Genomic DNA, 18526 nt, shown 5'->3' with positions numbered 1-18526 from the left:
TATGACAAGAGTTAACACATGTGACATTTGCTTTTGGGGTATGGTGGAGCATTCAGATTAAAGTCGCTTCGCGGCAAAAGAGATGTATACAAGGGCAAGATGGTGGAGTTTATGACCAAAGATCGCAATACTTTTAGACAGGCTTCCAAGATGTCTAAGGTTATCAGCCATCCAGTCGTTAAAGCCATTGGTGTTATTGCTATTGCACTAACAGTTGCCAATTGCTCTTCAGGTAAGATGAATAAGTACGGCGTCAAGGCATCTCCCAGAGTTGTTGCTGATGGACAGCCTGTACCGAAAGGTGGCGGGCGTTATCAGGTTGGTAAACCATACGTGGTTGCCGGACGTACTTATTATCCGAACGAGAATCCTAATTATTCCGCAGTTGGTATTGCCTCTTGGTATGGATCTGACTTCCACGGCCGTTTGACGGCTAATGGTGAAGTCTTTGATAAATACGCTATTGCAGCGGCCCACCCAACGATGCCGCTTCCAAGCTATGCCCGGGTTACAAATCTTGAGAACAACCGCTCAATGATTGTTCGTGTGAATGATCGCGGGCCATTTCATGCCAACCGTGTGATGGACGTCTCGAAGACAGTTGCAGATGCTCTGGGCTTTAAGAATAACGGTACAGCTAAAGTTAAAGTTGATTATGTCGGCAAGGCTTCGCTCAATGGCAGTGATGACAAGACATTGATGGCAACCCTTCGCCAGGATGGTATGCCAGCTCAGCTTCGTCAGGCACAGCCAACTATGCTTGCAAATGCAGAGCCTCAATATGTCAATCCGGTAATGAGCCAGCCACAGCAGAATTTTCAACGAGAGTCACAACTGGCTTTTAATAATACGGCCCCTATAATTATGGGAGACGTTCCGCTTCCACCTCAAAGGCCATATGCGCTTGGTGGTCATATGCAGCAGAATGCACAGATGGCTGAACTGTATTACTCCGAGCCACAGAAAACAGACGATAGTCTGGAAGATGGCCCATTTGCATCGATGTCATCTGAAGGATTTAAACCTTTGAAAAAGTGACCAAAGTGAAAAAAATATTTTTCAGCTTTATGGGGCCCATGTTTTACAAAAAACGTGGGCTTTTCTTTTTCCTGATGCTGCTATGCACATTATGTACTATTCCTTCTATGGCGGTACCTTCTGTCAAGGATGCCTCAACTCCCAATACAACAGCGCCTGTCTTTATTCTGATGGATGCAAGTAATGGAGACATCCTTGCGTCTAAAGATGCCCAGCAGCCATTTCTGTCCGGGGATATGAATAAGCTGATGACAGCCAATGTTATTTTTTCAGTTTTAAAACAGGGAAAGATTACACTGGATACAGAATACCCCATATCCGAGCACGCATGGCAGCATGGACGAGGCGGTTCAATGTTTGCGCTTGTGAACAGCCGTATTCGGGTTGAAGACCTGCTGCGCGGTATCACTGTGCTCTCAACAGATGATGGAGCAATTGCTCTGGCAGAAGGCCTGACATCAGGTAAGGAAGAGGCATTTGTTGCTTTGATGAATAACCAGGCCAAACTTCTTGGCCTGAGAGAGACCTTTTACATTAATTCGACGGGCAGTGGAGATGAACCCCAGTATACGACTGCGCGTGACATTGCCGTTTTAGCCTTCCATTTGATGCGAAGTTATCCGGAATATTATCGGCTCTATAAGGAAAAGTCCTTTACGTGGAGTAAGATAGAGCAACTTAACAAAAACCCGTTGTTGCTACTGGAGCCGACAGCAAATGGGCTAAAATCAGCCAGAAAAACGACTGATGGTATTTCCCTGGTCGGAACCGCAGGTCAGACGGATAAACAGCTTATCGTTGTTGTCGCCAAAATGGATGATAGCCATAAAGCTGCGACTGAAGCTCAAAAAATTCTACAATGGGGCTTCGAGCATTTTACAGAACGATCCCTTTTTCCTGAGCAGGAACCTATAGCCTTTATTAAAGTCTATGGCGGAAAAGAAAGGCAAGTTGCCCTTGTTGCTGATAAAGCGGTTAATATCTTGTGGCAACAGGGCAGTGCAGAGCGCATTTCAATGCGCATAGACTATAAAGGTCCACTGGTGGCGCCGATTCAGAAAAATGAGGCAGTCGGTTATCTTAACGTCATGAAAAATGGTGTTTTGACAGTCTCGTTTCCTGTTTATACAGCTACCGATATTGCAGAAGGTTCTCTTTATGCTAAGGCAACCAGTGCAATAGAAGAGTTGTCAGGGCGTACGTTCCGTGGTCTTTGGCAGAAGATCGTAGCAAGCATAAAGAAGAAGCAGTGACCATTCATCCATTACGGTTCATAACATTTGAAGGCGGTGAGGGCGGAGGAAAGTCCACGCAAGTCCGTCTCTTGCAGGAGCGCATTACGGCTCTTGGTTATGAAGTTGTGGTCACACGAGAGCCTGGCGGCTCCCCCAGAGGTGAAGAGATCCGGGAGTTTATTCTTTCTGGCCGTGGAAAGCCTTATGGGCCTCTGGCTGAAGCAGTCCTGTTCTCGGCTGCCCGAATAGATCACCTGCGGGAAACCATTGTACCAGCCCTTGAAAGAGGCGCCTTTGTACTGTGCGATCGTTTTGCCGATTCAACCCGTGCCTATCAGGGCGTACTGGGTGATATTGACGTTGAGGCGATTAATAGCCTTGAACGCGTTGCTGTTGGTCAAAACAAACCAAGCCTGACGCTGATTATGGATATTTCTCCGGAAGCTGGATTGGAACGTGCAAATGTCCGTCGTGAGCAGCTTGGCGGAGCCGTTGACCGTTTTGAAGGTGAGGGCTTTGAATTCCATCGAAAATTGAGGCAGGCATTTCTGGATATTGCGAAGGCCAACCCTGAAAGATGCCGGGTTATCAATGCCGAACGTAGCCGAGAGGCTATTGCTGAAGATATCTGGGCTACCGTCACAAAGCACTTTACGCTTAGTGGAGATGCATGATGGCTAAAGCAGATGATCCCATTCTTGAGCCAGATCAGTTTCCGGGAGCTCCGCATCCCAGAAACCAGTATGATTTTATTGGGCATGAGAGTGGTGAGGCAGCTTTTATTGAGAGTTTTCAGGTTGGACGACTGCACCATGCCTGGCTGATTGGTGGCATGCAGGGCATAGGGAAGGCAACGCTAGCTTATCGGGTTGCACGCTATCTGCTTGCCTATGGCGCAACCCCGCCACAGACAGGTCAGGGGCTTTATGTACCGCCCACTCATATTGTTTCCAGGCAGATAGAAGCCTTCTCTCAACCAAATCTTACGGTTTTAAGGCGTTCTTACTCAGCTGAACGAAAAACAATTCCGTCCATCATTTCGGTTGATGCCGCCCGCAAGGCAATGAGCCTGTTTGAGACAACATCAGCAGATGGCGGCTACAGGGTCTGTATTGTCGACAGCGCGGATGATTTGAATAACAGCAGTGCCAATGCCTTGCTGAAACTTATTGAAGAACCACCGCCTCTGTCGATATTCCTGATTGTGAGCCATTCACCTCAACGCCTTCTGCCAACAATTCGTTCGCGCTGTCGCAAGCTGACGTTGTCGCCGTTATCTGCTGGACAGATTAAACAGGTTATCAGTGGAATTGGTGAGCCTTTTGCATCTGCTCCCTCGACTTTAATGGATCAGGCAATTGCCTATAGTGAGGGTTCGGTTCGCAAGACCCTGGAAATGCTTGACGAAAAGAAGGCAGCCCTGATCAAGCACGTTCAGTCTGTCCTGCATGAGCTACCCCATGTTGATGATAAGCGGGTGACAATGCTTGCGGAGAGCCTTGCTCATAAAGATGCAGTCAATGATTTTGATCTGGCAATGGAATGTGTTGATCACTGGATATCAGCTAAGCTGCATTCCGAGAGCTCAGGGAATATTTCCAGCCTTGCACAGCTTGTTGAGGTATGTGAGAAGTTGCATAAAATGGTTCGCGAAACAGATGTTTATAATCTTGACCGCAGACCATTGGTGTTATGGCTTTTTGATGAGCTGTCGCAGGTTCTGCGCGCGCATCAATAATGACGGATACTAGGAAGAGAAGATTGGTGTATTATGGCCGACAGTAAAAACAAGTTCTACATCACAACGGCCATCTCATATCCAAATGGTGCCCCGCATATTGGGCACGCATATGAGGTTGTGGCCACTGATGCAATTGCACGTTTCAAACGTCTTGATGGATTTGATGTCTATTTTCAGACGGGGACGGATGAGCACGGGCTGAAAATTCAGCAGACGGCCATGAAACGCGGCATGACACCAAAAGAACTGGTTGATGAGGTTTCTCCGCAGTTCAAGAATGTTGCAGAACAGCTGAACTGCAGCTTTGACCGTTTTATCCGCACCTCTGACAAAGATCATTATGAGGCCTGTCAGGAGCTGTGGCGCCGTATGGAAGCCAATGGCGATATCTACCTTGGGAAATATGAAGGTTGGTATTCCGTTCGTGATGAAGGCTATTTCTCAGATGACGAGATTGTCACGGATCCAGATGGTACCAAGCGCTCTATCACGTCAGGTGCTCCCGTTGAGTGGGTTGTCGAAGAGAGTTATTTCTTTAAGCTGTCTGCCTATCAGGATAAGCTATTGAGGCTCTATGAAGAGCAGCCACAATTCGTTAGCCCTGAAACACGTCGCAATGAAATTGTCAGCTTTGTAAAATCCGGCCTTCAGGATATTTCCATCAGCCGCACGACTTTCAATTGGGGTATTCCGGTGCCAGATGCACCGAAGCATGTCATGTATGTCTGGGTTGATGCTTTGGCCAACTATATTACGGGTTGTGGTTTCCCGGATGAAAGTAATCCTCGCCGCGATTTCTGGCCGGCTGATGCACATATTATCGGCAAGGATATTATCCGCTTCCACACTATTTACTGGCCAGCTTTCCTGATGTCTGCAGGCATTGAGCTGCCAAAACGCGTCTTTGGGCATGGTTTCCTGTTTAATCGCGGGGAAAAGATGTCTAAATCCGTAGGTAACGTGATTGATCCATTGGAGCTGGTTCAATCCTATGGTGTTGACCAGTTACGCTATTTCTTCATGCGTGAAGTACCATTCGGTCAGGATGGTAATTATTCACATGAGGCAATCGTCAATCGCATTAATGCTGACCTTGCCAATGATCTTGGTAACCTGGCTCAGCGTTCGCTTTCAATGATTGCCAAGAACTGTGATGGTAAGATACCAGAGAAGGGCGCTTATACTGATGCAGATTTGGCTCTCTTGAAGGCTGCTTATGCCTTACCTGAAAAGTCCCGTGCATCAATGAAGGACTTTGCGCTGCATACGGTTCTGGCTGATATCTGGGCTGTCGTTTCAGAGGCCAATCGTTATTTTGCAACACAAGAACCTTGGATATTGCGTAAAACAGATGAAGTGCGCATGCAGACGGTTCTGTATGTCACAGCTGAAGTTCTGCGGTGTATTGCAATTATGACAGCTCCATTCATTCCAACATCCGCAGGCAAGCTTCTCGATATTCTGGCTGTTGATCAGAACAGTCGCATGTTTGCAGATGTGTCCGAGAATAAAGCTCTGAAGAGTGGTGATGTGCTACCTGCACCTCAGCCAATCTTCCCGCGCTATGTTGAGCCTGAAGAGGCTGAAAACTAATTATGATCAAACCTCTTTCATCTGAAATGGCGCAAGAGGTTCTTCTTCTAATGATTTGATATTAATGTATTTTGTGTAGGCTTTAATGATAGTCGACAGTCATTGTCATCTGGATTTTCCAGAGCTTCAAAACAGGTTAGATGACGTTCTGGCAGCTGCAACGGCGGCTGGTGTTGAGCGTATGGTTACAATCTCGACCTATATTGCCCGATATGAAACCTATAAAGCGATTGCTGAAAAAGATAATCGGATCTTTTTCTCAGTCGGGACGCATCCACATAATGCCGCGGATGAGCCTGATACCAAGAGTGAAACACTTGTAAAGCTTGCGAATGCTCATCCAAGATGCATTGCTATTGGTGAGGCAGGATTAGATTATCACTACGATAACAGCCCACGTGATATCCAGAAACAGGTTTTCATAACCCATATTGCAGCTGCAAGGGAAACAGGCTTGCCGCTTGTTATTCATGCCCGTCAGGCCGATACGGATATGATTGATATCCTGAGACAGGAAATGGGTAAGGGGGCTTTTAAAGCTGTTCTTCATTGCTTCTCTTCAGGAGAAGAATTGGCCAGAGTTGGTGTAGAGCTTGGTCTTTATCTTTCATTTTCGGGTATTGCGACATTCCGCAATTCGCAGGAAATCAGGGATATTGCAGCTAAAACACCAGTTGATCGTATTCTTGTTGAAACAGACGCACCTTATCTGGCCCCAATGCCTCATCGGGGCAAACCGAATGAGCCAGCCTATACGGCCTTTACAGCAAAGGTTGTTGCAGAAACGGTTGGAATGGAGTTTGATGCGTTCTGTAACCAGACGACTGACAATTTCTACCGACTTTTTACAAAGGCGGCTAAAATGGATGGCAGGGAAGGCTGATATGGCGCTGAGGCTCACAATATTGGGCTGCGGATCATCTGGCGGCGTACCAAGAGCCGCTTCAGCAGGGTGGGGTGCATGCGACCCTACAAACACCAAGAATCGCCGTCGGCGGTGCTCCGTCTTCGTCGAACGTTACAATGAGCATGGTACAACTTCTGTTTTAGTCGATACATCACCAGACTTGAGGGAACAGCTGTTGAGTGTTGGACCTCAACGGCTTGATGCGGTGCTTTATACGCATGAGCATGCTGACCATACCCATGGCATTGATGATTTGCGTCCGCTTGTCATTGATATGCACCGACGTATGCCAGTTTACGCCTCGAGACAGACGATGGATCTCCTGCTGCACCGTTTTGGTTATTGTTTTAAAACACCGGCAGGAAGCAGTTATCCGCCAATTTTGGAGGATCATCTTCTGGAGGTTGGCAGAGAACTGATCATCAACGGGCCGGGAGGAGCGGTGAGTGCACTTCCTTTCCTGCTACATCATGGTGATATTGACAGTTTCGGGTTCCGTTTTGGTAAGATGGCTTATGCTCCTGATGTTAGTCGAATTCCGGATGCGAGCCTTGAGGTTCTGAAATATCTTGATTTATTAGTGCTTGATGCATTGCGGGATAAACCACATCCAACACATCTGAATGTTGAGCAAGCACTTGAATACATTGAGTTCCTGAAGCCCAAACATGCTATTTTGACCAACCTTCATAATGATCTTGATTATGAGGTTCTACGTCAACGTTTACCGTCTCACATAGAGCCGGCATATGATGGGTTAACTGTAACAATTTCCGAGTAAAACTTTATATTTACTAAATACTTGCCTGATGTATCAGTTCTGACCTATCTTTAAATATCCTGTTTCGTGTCATCGTTTGGGATATCAGACAAATGCGCATTCTTTCGTTTAGTAAAACCCTTGTGCGCGCTCACCCCAAATTACTCATTGCCATTGCTGCGGGAGCTGTCTGCTTTCTGATGATGCCGGGCAATATGTCGTTATTGTTTCGCGGTATGGTCAGCTGGAATGTCATAGCCTGGATATATATTGTCTTGTTATGGCTTCTGATACTCAGTTCTGAACCACACCATATCAAGCAGGTTGCACAGTCGGAGGATGAGACGGCTGCAACCGTTCTGTTTCTGGTCTGTATTGCCTGTGTAACCAGTCTTGGTGTTATTTTTCTTGAGCTGGCAAATGCAAAAGATGCTGATGGGGTTGATAAAGTGGTTCGACTGGGGTTATCCGGAGCAACCTTACTTTCGTCGTGGCTTCTTATTCCTACCGCATTTACAATCCATTACGCACATATCTTTTATCAAAAAACAAACAGCAAGAGCAGGGCTCTCAATTTTCCTGATAAGCTGGATAATCCCGGATATTGGGACTTTCTTTATTTTTCTTTCACAATCTCTGTAGCCTCACAGACGGCCGATGTGTCAATTGGCAATACATCAATGCGAAAGATTGTTTTGCTACAGTCAGTGTTATCATTTATTTTTAATATCAGCATATTAGGTATTTTCGTTAATGTTGCGGCGAGTTTGTCTTAACGCCTGTTATGGCAGCTGCTACAATTATCCCTGTGTCTCATCACACATCTTTCACAGTTCATCCTAATGGCGAAAAAATTTTTGGCAAAGGACCTCCTTGAAAAAGATAAAACAGACTTAATTGTTATAGAGAAAGCACGAGGTTTAATCCCTGATGCTCATCTCAAAGAGGAGTTCCTGATGACAAACAGTTTTGTGAAAACCAAGGATGGAATAGATATTTTCTTCAAGGACTGGGGTCCAAAGTCTGCTCAGCCAATTGTATTCCACCATGGCTGGCCGCTGTCGGCTGATGACTGGGATGCACAGATGCTGTTTTTCCTGGACAAAGGATATCGTGTGATTGCCCATGATCGTCGCGGACATGGTCGCTCAACACAGACAGATACCGGACATGATATGGATCATTATGCATCTGATACTTCGGCTGTTGTTGAGCATCTTGATCTTAAGAATGCCGTCCATATTGGCCACTCCACAGGTGGTGGTCAGGTTGCACGCTATATTGCTAAGTTTGGAGGCCCACAGGGTAGGGTTGCCAAAGCAGTTCTGATCAGTTCCGTTCCACCACTCATGGTCAAAACAGCTTCAAATCCTAACGGCACACCAGTTGAAGTTTTTGATGAGTTTCGTAAGGCCATTATTGCGAACAGAGCACAGTTCTATCAAGATGTGGCTTCCGGTCCGTTTTATGGCTTTAACCGTAAAGGCGCTGAAGTTTCTCAGGGCACAATTCATAACTGGTGGCGTCAGGGTATGATGGGTGGCCAGTTAGCTCAGTTCCAGGGCGTTGCAGCTTTCTCTGAAACTGATCAGACTGAAGATCTGAAGGCCATTGATGTACCAGTTCTGGTCATGCAGGGTGATGATGATCAGGTTGTTCCTTACAAGGAAGCAGCCATCCTTCAGGATAAACTGATTAAAAACTCAGTCCTTAAGATCTATCCAGGCTATCCGCACGGTATGCACACAACCCATGCTGAGGTGATCAATGCTGATATTCTGGCATTCCTGAAGAGCTAAGATCAGCTTCAGGTTTAAAAATAGTGCGGCGGGTCATAATTATGGCCCGCTTTTTTTCTGAGAGGGCTATACCCTGATATGCCTAAATTAAATTCGCATAAGATATATTATGGAACTTATATTGAGATGCGGATGCGGATTTTATTTGAACTCAGTGCCTTCTTCTTGAGCGTTTCCGTTTATCGGCATCAGCATTTCATATGAGCCGCAGTCTTGGCGCATTGTAATCAACGGCCCTAGCAACTATGCTGGTCAGATACAAAATTAAACTTATGGGCCAAGAACATGTCTGTTATTCTGCAATTTGATTTTCAGTTCCCGCATGAAGTTCTTATCAACCGCGATACGCAAGCTCTTGCTGAAAGCATTACACACGAGCCGGGCTTCGTCTCAAAAATCTGGACGCAAAACCTTAAAACGGGCGAAGCTGGCGGTCTATATCGTTTTCAAACAGAAGAACATGCGCAGAAGTATGCTGATATGCACGTAGAGCGTGCAAAAAAAATGGGTGCTCAGAATATCCGATATAAGATATTTACCGTGAATGAACCCATGACTAAAATTACCTTTGGTGAAAAATTCTTTCCTTGAGCAATCAATAAATTTTAAAACGCCACCTCAGAATTGGGGTGGCAATTTTTATTTAAAGCTCCAATAAAGAATTCAATAGCACACTCTCAGAGAATATTGCCTATTTGCCAAGGATGTTTGGATTATTATGAAGCCCTCAAAGGATATTTCTGGTCTTATCGCTATTATGAAGGCCTTGCGCACTCCTGAAACAGGATGCCCATGGGATTTGGAACAGACCTTCAAGACAATCACACAATATACGATCGAAGAAACCTATGAGGTCGTTGATGCCATTGAACGGCAGGATATGCCAGACCTGAAAGAAGAGCTGGGCGATCTGTTGTTACAGGTTGTTTTCTATACGCAAATGGCCAGTGAAGAAAACCAGTTTGATTTTGGTGATGTTGTCGAGGCAATTACACGTAAACTTATTAGGCGGCATCCTCATGTCTTTGGCAATGCACGGGATTTAACACCTGCTCAGGTCAAAGAATTATGGGATGAGATCAAGGCTGAAGAAAAACGAGAGAAGGCTATTGAGCGACAGAAATTCGGGCTCGAAAACAGCTCATCTCGTAAATACTATCTTGATGATATCCCACAGCCGTTCCCTGCCCTCATCCGTGCCGACAAACTCACATCAAAGGCAGCGAAGGTTGGCTTTGACTGGCCAACTACAGCTGAGGTTGTCGCCAAAATAAAAGAAGAGCTTGCAGAAGTTGAAGAAGCCTTGGAGACGACTAACCACGATCATGTAGAGGCAGAGATTGGCGACTTACTGTTTTCGGTTGCGAATCTGGCGCGCCATCTCAAGATTGATCCGGAAAGTGCATTACGCCGAACCAATAAAAAGTTTGAAAGTCGTTTCAAATGGATAGAGCAACAGCTTGCCGAAAAAGGCCTTTCACTGTCTGATAGTAATCTTCAGGAAATGGATATGCTCTGGAATGAGGCTAAAAGGATTGAAAACGAATAATCCCCTTTCTCATTTCACCTGAATCTGTAAGGCAAAAAACGAAAATAGATTGTCTCACAAATTGTCGTTAGCCTATCTCCCCATCTTCTCCATAAGGGCACGACCAGAATACAGGCAACAACTGAGACAATGAGAGCCCCGACCATATCCAGAGGGAAATGAACACCTAGAAAAACCCGAGACCAAGCAACAATAAGAGCTGTTGCCAAGACCAGATAACCCGCACCTCTAACATGAGCGACAAGTAACGCTATGGCTGCACTGAAGAAAAAGGTACCGTGATGGCTCGGGAAGGATGTGTTGGGTGCATGATGCAACCAAGAATGGCCTAAAGGCACCATAAATGGGCGCGGATGGAAATAGAAAAGCTGTACAATCTCTGCAATCCCCATTGCCATAAGAATGGTGGCCAGACAGAACATTGCCTGTATACGCCCAAGGCTCCCGCGAAAACACCATAAATACAACAATGTTATCGGGATAATAAAAACCAGATATTTTGCGCAGAAACGGGCAAATACAAGCACACTATGTGCTGTATCCGGCGTCGCATTTAATGACAGAAACCAACTAGGGTTCAGAGCTTCCAACATATTATAGTCCATTGGGCATAAGCCGTATCTAACGCGCTGATGATAATTGGAGGCTTTTAATAAAGCGTCAAATAAAAGCCGACGAGTAAAACCCCGTCGGCAGCCTTTTATGGAATGACTTTACTACCAGCTGTATTTCAGGCCAGCCTGAGCTGTGAATGAGCTATATTTGTTGCCACCAAAGCGGGCCCCTACATCTCCCCATATCTGGAAGTTTTTATTGATCTGGGCCGCCAGACCAGCCTTAATCTCTCCAGATGAGCGCGGTGTATTACCGGGTACCAGATCATTATTCATATAAAGCTTACCACCCTTCTGGTTGTACCAGTAGTTGGCTTCAATATAGGGGCGTACAATCTGGTCCCGTCCCGTCATATGAACGCTGTAGAGACGCGCTCCTATGCGGGCAATCAACCCATTCCCAGCTTTGTAACGAACACGAGTACCATTCACTTCGTTATGGCTGTCCGAGTGATAGCTGACATAGGCCAGCTGCGCCTGTGGCTCCAGGAACAGCTTGAAATTATCACTCTCATTCAGAAGAAGGCTGTATCCACCTTCGATAGATGCTGTGAATGCTTGAGAGTCAAACTTCTCGACCGGTAAACCAATACCTCTCACTTCGTTGTTGAACCAGCTGTACTGTGCCCAGGTATCAACATAAGCACCGCCCTGCCCCTTATCGTTCTGATACCAGGTTCCATACACACCAACGGAGTAACCATCTGTCTTGCCATTGGCTTTAGCCATACTACCCTGACGGCTCTTTGCTTCCAGTTCAGAATGGCCCCAACCACCCATAATACCAGCGTAGAAGCTGCCAAACAGCTGACTTTCCCACTGGAACAGATCAAGACCCATCTGTGCCTTAACCGTTCCTGTTGAGGTTGAAAGTGCATTATTGGCAGCGCGACTATTCTCGTGACTTCCAACAATGCGGGCCCAGCCTGCATATTTCGGGGCCTGTCCGGCTGAATTCATCTGCACATAACCCTCACGATCGTGAAAGGTCATCAGGAACATGGAACGTGCCACCTGAGCCTGAGCGAGATAGACACCTGCTTCAGGACGGTAAACAGGTTGTCCGCCTCCATTCCCGTTCCCATTGCCGGAAGAGATTTCTTGGGTGCTGGAGGAGAGATACCAGCTGTTGGCATCCCCACCATGGCCGCCTCTGATCAACTGATAATCATACGCACCGGAAGCAAGGGTTGCTGTTGTTGAGCGATAACCATCTGAAGATGGATCAAGAACAAATGAATCAGCTTGTGTTGTCGCACCATTTCTGGCCTCAACAACCTGTATGCCAATAACAGTCTGCCCACCTGCCCCATTCTGGTTATGGATGATCAGGTTTGTTGAGCCTGTCGTCGCACCGCCATCAAGTATCAGTCGATCAGTCTTTGAAGCATCATCACCAAGAACCGTATTGAGTGTAACGGTACCCTTCTGACTGGTGAGGCCACCCACAACTGTTAGCGTATTACCAACTTCAGAGCCTGCAAGATTAATACTGCCTGCATTGGCCAGAGGGCCGACCGTCAGGTTGGATATTGCGGCTGCACTGTTAAAAACATTATAGGCAACGATCTCACCATCATTCCGAACAGGACCTTCAACGGTACCGGTTCCGGAAAGAACAGCGCCAGATGCAACATTCACAGAACCAGTAACAAGAGCTCCAGTTGTCGAGCTGTCGCCAACAACAAATGCTCCGGAATCTATCTGTGTCAGCCCTGTGAAGCCTGCCAGAGCCTGATTAACAATCAGAGCTCCATTACCTGTTTTCAGTACTTCCCCAGAACCTGTTACAGCATTATCAAGATGCCATGGGTCGGAAATGACATCAAAATTAAATATCCCATCGGCCTGAATGGAAGCGGTACCGATGTTCTGCTGCGCTGAGGCACGTAATACAGCATTGGTATCCGCAATAAACAAACCGGAGAACCCGGAGCTGTTACCTGCCAGTGTGATGTCTGACCCGGATGTTGCTTCAACCGAGCCTGCTCCCTTGAAACTGGCTGCTGTTGTGCCAGTCACCTCAGATGTCCAGTTCGGGTTATATGCTGCAAGATCGGTAAAGATGACCTTGTCTTCAGCCCCCACAACTTCAATGGAGGTTGTCGTATCAAAGGCGTTCACATTGTTCAGCTGAAGCTCTGAACCACCTGTAATCTGAATATTACCTGTAAAGCCCTGCTGAACACCATTCACATGCAGAATGGATGGGTCAATCACCAGGGTCCCACTGCCAAATAGAGTATTGTTCTCTAAAGCCCCCCCATCTGTATCATCAACCGCCCGTTGTGCATCTGTGATGGTCAGGGTTGAGCCTGAAGTCAGGTTCAGCTCACCACCGCTGGCTACATGAATTGCACCAACTGCTTGTGAGAACCCGTTCATATCAAAGGTTGTGCCAGATAATATCTGAAGATCAGAGGTCAGACCGAGAACCCGGTCATTAGCCATCTGCAGGGTCCCACTCAAGACATGTGTGATACCCCGGTAATCATTCGTAGCATTGGACAGGGAAACAATACCATCTGAAGCACCTGCTGCATCAATGGCCAGATTACCTGAGCCTGTGATCTTGGCAGACATATCAGTAGCACCGCCGGATGCACCGAGATCAGGTGTCAGGGTTAACGTCTGACCACTTTGCAGATCAAGCTGCTTGAGGCCATAGCCCAGATAAACGCCATCATTATCTTTGCCGGAGAAAATATAATCATAGCTCCCAACAGCAACAGTCTGACCGCCAGAGATGATGTCAACCTGATGGTTGCTCATGGAAATGACATTGCCATCAAGATCTGTCAGAGTAAGGCCCCCCGCCCCTGTAACAGTCCCGCTCGCATCAATCAGTTTGACCTGTGCATTATCATCCTGAGACAGAAGGTTAAGTTGGTCTGAAGGCGTGGTTGGAATAACAATGCCTGCAACGGCTGTATCGACAGCTACGATGCCGCCATTAGAGGTAACAGAGACATTTCCGGTTGTAACAAGATCAGCAGTATTGATGTCCGCGGGAACGGAAACATCAGCATAGTGTAACCGACCCCCGTTAAATGTCAGGTTTCCGACAGCCTGAGAGCCCGCACCAACTGTAACTATCGAGCCTGTATCAGCTTGAAGGGTTGCATTGGTCAGAACGGCAGTATTGTTTCCTGAGAGATCAAAACGCCCCGTTCCCATACGGAATGTACCAGTAAAGCCTGTGCCAACAGATATACCAAAATCAAAAGACTTCGTTGTATCTGCAAGTGCGGCCTGTAATGTTCCATTACCGATCAACTCGTTATTGAAGGCATAATCGCCACTATTCGGCAGATCAACAAACAGGGTTCCACCCGCATCAATCTGGGCTATTCCCGCTCCAATCGCTCCATCACCTATCAACCGGAGAACACCGCCTGCAACAGTTGTACCACCGGCATAATCATTGACAGCAGTTAAGGTTAGTGTACCGGAGCCGGTTTTAGTCAGTGCTCCGACATCTGTCAGCTTGGTGGCAAGCGTGTTATCATAGCCATTGGTGTCAAACGTACCACCTCCGGATTTTAGCTGGATTTCATTTGTAACATTCAGTGTTGTACCAGAGGCTATATATTTGATTGTGGCGGCATCCACCGACAGATTGGACAGCTGTGATGCTCCCGATATCTCCCACACGGCATTGAAGGACATAGCAACATCGGCTGTATTGCCCGTAGCGGTAAATGCGGCGCCGCGAACTGTTGCGCCATTCCTAATGATAATGTCACCATAACTGCCAGCACCACTGACATTGAGCCAGATGCCGTTACCTGTAATACTGGTGCCTGTTCCGTTCAGGGTTACGTCACCAGTCGTTCCCTCTGCAATTGCAATTGCAGCAGCTCCAGTGCTTGTCAGTTCCGTATCCGTAACCGACAGAATATTGGTTGTACCGCTTATCCCGTTTAGCAGGGCCCCATAGCTGCCCGTTCCTGCAAAACTGACCGTACTGCCCGTGATATGCAGTTCACCGCCCGAGGAAACAGCCAGACCAGCACCATTGATAGCCGTACCCGGTGATGTCACGCTAGTATTGGTAACCGTTATCTTTGACCCGGTTCCTGTTGCCGCAATGCCATAAGAATAGTTTCCGTTCTGCTGGATTGTCATGCCATCCAGAGATGCAACACCACCGGCCTGAGCCTGAACGGCAGCCCCGTAAATAGTCGTCGAGGCATCTTTTCTTGAAAAGGTTATCGTGCTGTTGGTACCGGTAAAAGAGGTTCCTGTCCCGTTCACAAGAACGCCATAGGATGCAAGACCAGAAAGAGATACGACACCACCGGAAACATTGATCGTACTGTTATCCATCGTAATAGTGGAGGCAGAGCCAGCCGCATAAGCACCAATCACACGATAGGTGGCACTGTAACCATTGGCATCTATGATGGCATCATCAAGGATTATATCGGTATAAGAGGATGCCCCCACTGTACTGTAAGCATAGACAGCATAACCACCTGTAGCATTTGTGGAGCCGATATTTGAGATAACGGCACCATCTTTAATAGTCAGTTTTCCCATATGGGAGGCAGATACTGTTGTTGAGCCATTTGCTGGCGCTGCGTAGTTACCACCACTGATATTCAGAATTCCGCTATTAATGGATTGAGCCAGCGTTATGGCAGCACTCTTGCTGGAGGATACATTGAGATTATTGGCATTTATTGTACCATAGCTATTTGCTGATATCCCGGCAGTAATGCCAGCCCCACTGATCGTTCCTCCGTTTATCGTAACGATACTTGCTGCACCTAATACTGATACACCACTTACAGTAGCATTTAAAGTTGAGGTACTTACTCCGGTAATGACGAGATCAGATATCGTTACCTGACTGTTGGTAACCGACAAACCTACCTTTGATCCTGAGCGTCCTCCTGAGGTTAGATTGATGTTCAGGTTATCAGCTGTGAGGTTTGCCCTGTCAGTTACCAGAATGGCAACAGATCCACCTGAAGTCGAAGTGGTTGCAATATTGAATGTCACATTTGAAAGATTGGCAGAACTTGTTGTTCCGACCAGAGAAAAACCAACGATACCTGTCGGTACATTATTTGTTGAGCTGCCGGTCAGCGAAATAGTTGTATCCGTTAAAGATAATGTTGCCCCTAAATTAGCATAAGCCCCAGTTACACTGCCGCCAATCTCTTGACTGGTCGTGATATAAGCTCCAGTCAGAGAAATCAGACTGTTTGCCCCTGTAGCATGAACAATGCCGCCCCCTGCAAAAAGAACTCCACCGGTGATATTTAGGAATCCTCCTGTTCCATCAAGTGTGATTTGCCCGCCACTCTGAGCATAAAGAACAGAAGTGCTTTGCGATGTCAGGCTGAAATTATTAGTGGTCGCTGTAATGATACCGTTATTACGCGCCCAGAGATTATAGCTAGCCGTGCCCGTTCCTGTTGTAGAGATAAGGACATCATCACTCAGAATAATTGAGGAATTATTGGCATCTTGTGGTGTTGTCGTCTGCGCAGAGGCTGCAGTTATCATACTCAGGGCACATACACCACCGAGAAGTATCATTATCCTGCCTCTAAGAGACAATGTCTCTCTATTAAAAAACATTTATAACGAACCCCTACTGCTATTCTTTTTACTATTCTGGTTGTTTTTTGGCTTTTTTTATCAGTGAATATCTATTCGAATATTCATAATGCCGACTATTTTTTCATAAAAACAAAATATGCTTCGATAATATAATTTATTTTATGGAAAATTCAAAACTAAAGTTTTACTAAAATATAATGTGAAAGGGCTCTACAGCCTCAATATGTCATTAATAAGATAACATATTGCGATATATTTTTTTCAACGATCAAATGTAATGAATAAATTTACCGCAAGCTGGCTTGAGGAAATAGCTTCAGGATATGGTCAGCTTTTTCTTTAGGTGCCCGGACAACAAGATAAGTTATTCCTGTTTCAGGGTTATTTCTCCGGTCCAGAACTTCTGAGTTTTCGTAAAGCCAAGCAATATCCCAGCCTTTCTCCGGAGAGACCTCGATTGAGAAGACCTGTCTATTCTCAGAAATCAGGCCTTCAATCGCATCATAAAGCTCATCCAGCCCCTCACCTGTCAGGGCAGATGTCAGAACTGGAATATGCTTCTTGATACGCCGGTCGATGAACTTGCCTGAAAAAAGAACCCGGTCACTTTCAGATAACAGATCAGCCTTGTTCCAGACCTCAATGATCTTGTGCCCACTTTCTCCGGTAATTCCAAGTTCGGCCAGAACACTTTCAACATCCTCAGCCTGTGCCTCACTTTCAATATGTGAGATATCCCGCACATGAAGAAGGATGTTTGCCTCAACAACATCTTCCAGTGTTGCCCGGAAGGCAGCAACCAATGTGGTTGGCAGATCAGAAATAAAGCCAACGGTATCGGACAAGATAACCTGATTGCCATGAGGCAGTTTGACTGCCCGAGTGGTTGGATCAAGTGTTGCAAACAGCATATCTTCTGCAAGCACATCTGCTTTTGTCAGTCTGTTGAATAATGTTGATTTTCCCGCATTGGTATAACCAACAAGCGCAACAACAGGATAAGGAACACGCTTTCTTTTGGTTCTGTGGAGTGTGCGGGTTTTCACCACCGTCTCCAGATCGCGTTCAATGCGGTTCATCCGCTCCTGAATCATCCGTCGATCGGCTTCCATCTGGGTTTCACCGGGGCCACCCAAAAAGCCAAAACCACCACGCTGACGCTCAAGGTGGGTCCATGCGCGCACAAGCCGCCCCTTCTGATAATTCAGATGGGCGAGCTCAACCTGAAGCGTTCCCTCTTTAGTGCGTGCACGACGACCGAATATTTCAAGAATAAGCCCGGTTCGATCAATGACCTTGGCTTTCCATGCCCGCTCCAGATTTCTCTGCTGGATCGGGCTTAAGGCGCAATCCATTACAATGAGACCAATCTCATGTTCCTGAATGAACTCACCAAACTCTTCAAGCTTTCCCTTGCCAATATAGGTTGACGGCCTGATAGCCTGCAAGGTCACTAGTTGAGAGCTAATAATGGTTAGGTCAATTGCTGCAGCCAGCCCTGACGCTTCTTCCAAGCGTGATTCAGGTGGGCGAGAGTTTTCATCAACATCCCCTTTTAACGGGGAGTTTCCACCAGTCTTGATTGATGACTGGTATCTTTTTGCGGAACGGGAAAGGTATGGTCCGACAACAAGGGTATTGGTGCCGGACGCAATTTCTTTCTCAGGTTCCTGAGAAGTTGCCTTCCGCCGAGAGGGAGGTTCTGGCAACTCCATA

At 46.6% G+C, this 18526-nt stretch carries 14 protein-coding genes; 11 read left to right on the top strand and 3 right to left on the bottom strand.

What is annotated here, in order from left to right:
• Positions 1-150 precede the first annotated feature (150 nt).
• From WJT86_RS07275 to mazG, 11 genes are all read left to right on the top strand, one after another.
• The gene (locus WJT86_RS07275) at positions 151-1038 is read left to right on the top strand and encodes a septal ring lytic transglycosylase RlpA family protein (RefSeq protein WP_346337065.1); all 888 of its coding nucleotides are present in this window, start codon (positions 151-153) and stop codon (positions 1036-1038) included.
• Between the two features lie 38 nt (positions 1039-1076).
• Positions 1077-2291, top strand: coding sequence for a D-alanyl-D-alanine carboxypeptidase family protein (locus WJT86_RS07270; RefSeq protein WP_346336884.1), 1215 nt, complete (start codon positions 1077-1079; stop codon positions 2289-2291).
• A complete protein-coding gene (gene tmk, locus WJT86_RS07265; RefSeq protein WP_346336883.1) occupies positions 2288-2947 on the top strand; it encodes a dTMP kinase in 660 nt (219 codons plus the stop codon). The genes WJT86_RS07270 and tmk overlap by 4 nt, the downstream gene beginning before the upstream one ends.
• On the top strand, positions 2944-4011 hold the full coding sequence (locus WJT86_RS07260; RefSeq protein WP_346336882.1) for a DNA polymerase III subunit delta': 1068 nt from the start codon (positions 2944-2946) through the stop codon (positions 4009-4011). The genes tmk and WJT86_RS07260 overlap by 4 nt, the downstream gene beginning before the upstream one ends.
• Positions 4012-4044: 33 nt before the next feature.
• Positions 4045-5607, top strand: a complete 1563-nt coding sequence (gene metG, locus WJT86_RS07255) for a methionine--tRNA ligase (protein WP_346336881.1) — start codon at positions 4045-4047, stop codon at positions 5605-5607.
• Between the two features lie 85 nt (positions 5608-5692).
• Positions 5693-6490, top strand: coding sequence for a TatD family hydrolase (locus tag WJT86_RS07250; RefSeq protein ID WP_346336880.1), 798 nt, complete (start codon positions 5693-5695; stop codon positions 6488-6490).
• Position 6491: 1 nt separating this feature from the next.
• The gene (locus tag WJT86_RS07245) at positions 6492-7295 is read left to right on the top strand and encodes an MBL fold metallo-hydrolase (protein WP_346336879.1); all 804 of its coding nucleotides are present in this window, start codon (positions 6492-6494) and stop codon (positions 7293-7295) included.
• Positions 7296-7387: 92 nt separating this feature from the next.
• The gene (locus WJT86_RS07240; RefSeq protein ID WP_346336878.1) at positions 7388-8050 is read left to right on the top strand and encodes a DUF1345 domain-containing protein; all 663 of its coding nucleotides are present in this window, start codon (positions 7388-7390) and stop codon (positions 8048-8050) included.
• A gap of 180 nt (positions 8051-8230) precedes the next feature.
• Positions 8231-9073, top strand: a complete 843-nt coding sequence (locus tag WJT86_RS07235) for an alpha/beta fold hydrolase (protein WP_346336877.1) — start codon at positions 8231-8233, stop codon at positions 9071-9073.
• A 285-nt stretch (positions 9074-9358) separates the two neighbouring features.
• Positions 9359-9664: a YdhR family protein gene (locus tag WJT86_RS07230; protein WP_346336876.1), complete on the top strand. Its 306-nt coding sequence runs from the start codon at positions 9359-9361 to the stop codon at positions 9662-9664.
• Between the two features lie 127 nt (positions 9665-9791).
• Positions 9792-10622, top strand: a complete 831-nt coding sequence (mazG, locus tag WJT86_RS07225) for a nucleoside triphosphate pyrophosphohydrolase (protein WP_346336875.1) — start codon at positions 9792-9794, stop codon at positions 10620-10622.
• Positions 10623-10636: 14 nt separating this feature from the next.
• Here the strand turns inward: mazG and WJT86_RS07220 are convergent, their stop codons facing one another.
• The 3 genes from WJT86_RS07220 to hflX form a co-directional block, all read right to left on the bottom strand.
• On the bottom strand, positions 10637-11227 hold the full coding sequence (locus WJT86_RS07220; RefSeq protein WP_346336874.1) for a phosphatase PAP2 family protein: 591 nt from the start codon (positions 11225-11227) through the stop codon (positions 10637-10639).
• Positions 11228-11338: 111 nt separating this feature from the next.
• On the bottom strand, positions 11339-16786 hold the full coding sequence (locus WJT86_RS07215) for an autotransporter outer membrane beta-barrel domain-containing protein (RefSeq protein WP_346336873.1): 5448 nt from the start codon (positions 16784-16786) through the stop codon (positions 11339-11341).
• Positions 16787-17097: 311 nt separating this feature from the next.
• Entirely contained in the window at positions 17098-18525 is a 1428-nt protein-coding gene (gene hflX, locus WJT86_RS07210) for a GTPase HflX (RefSeq protein ID WP_346336872.1), read from the bottom strand.
• Between the last annotated feature and the right edge of the window lies 1 nt (position 18526).

This window comes from Hohaiivirga grylli (assembly GCF_039655745.1).
In the GTDB taxonomy this organism is placed as follows: domain Bacteria; phylum Pseudomonadota; class Alphaproteobacteria; order Rhizobiales; family Beijerinckiaceae; genus Hohaiivirga; species Hohaiivirga grylli.
This window is presented reverse-complemented; position numbering and strand designations above follow the sequence as displayed.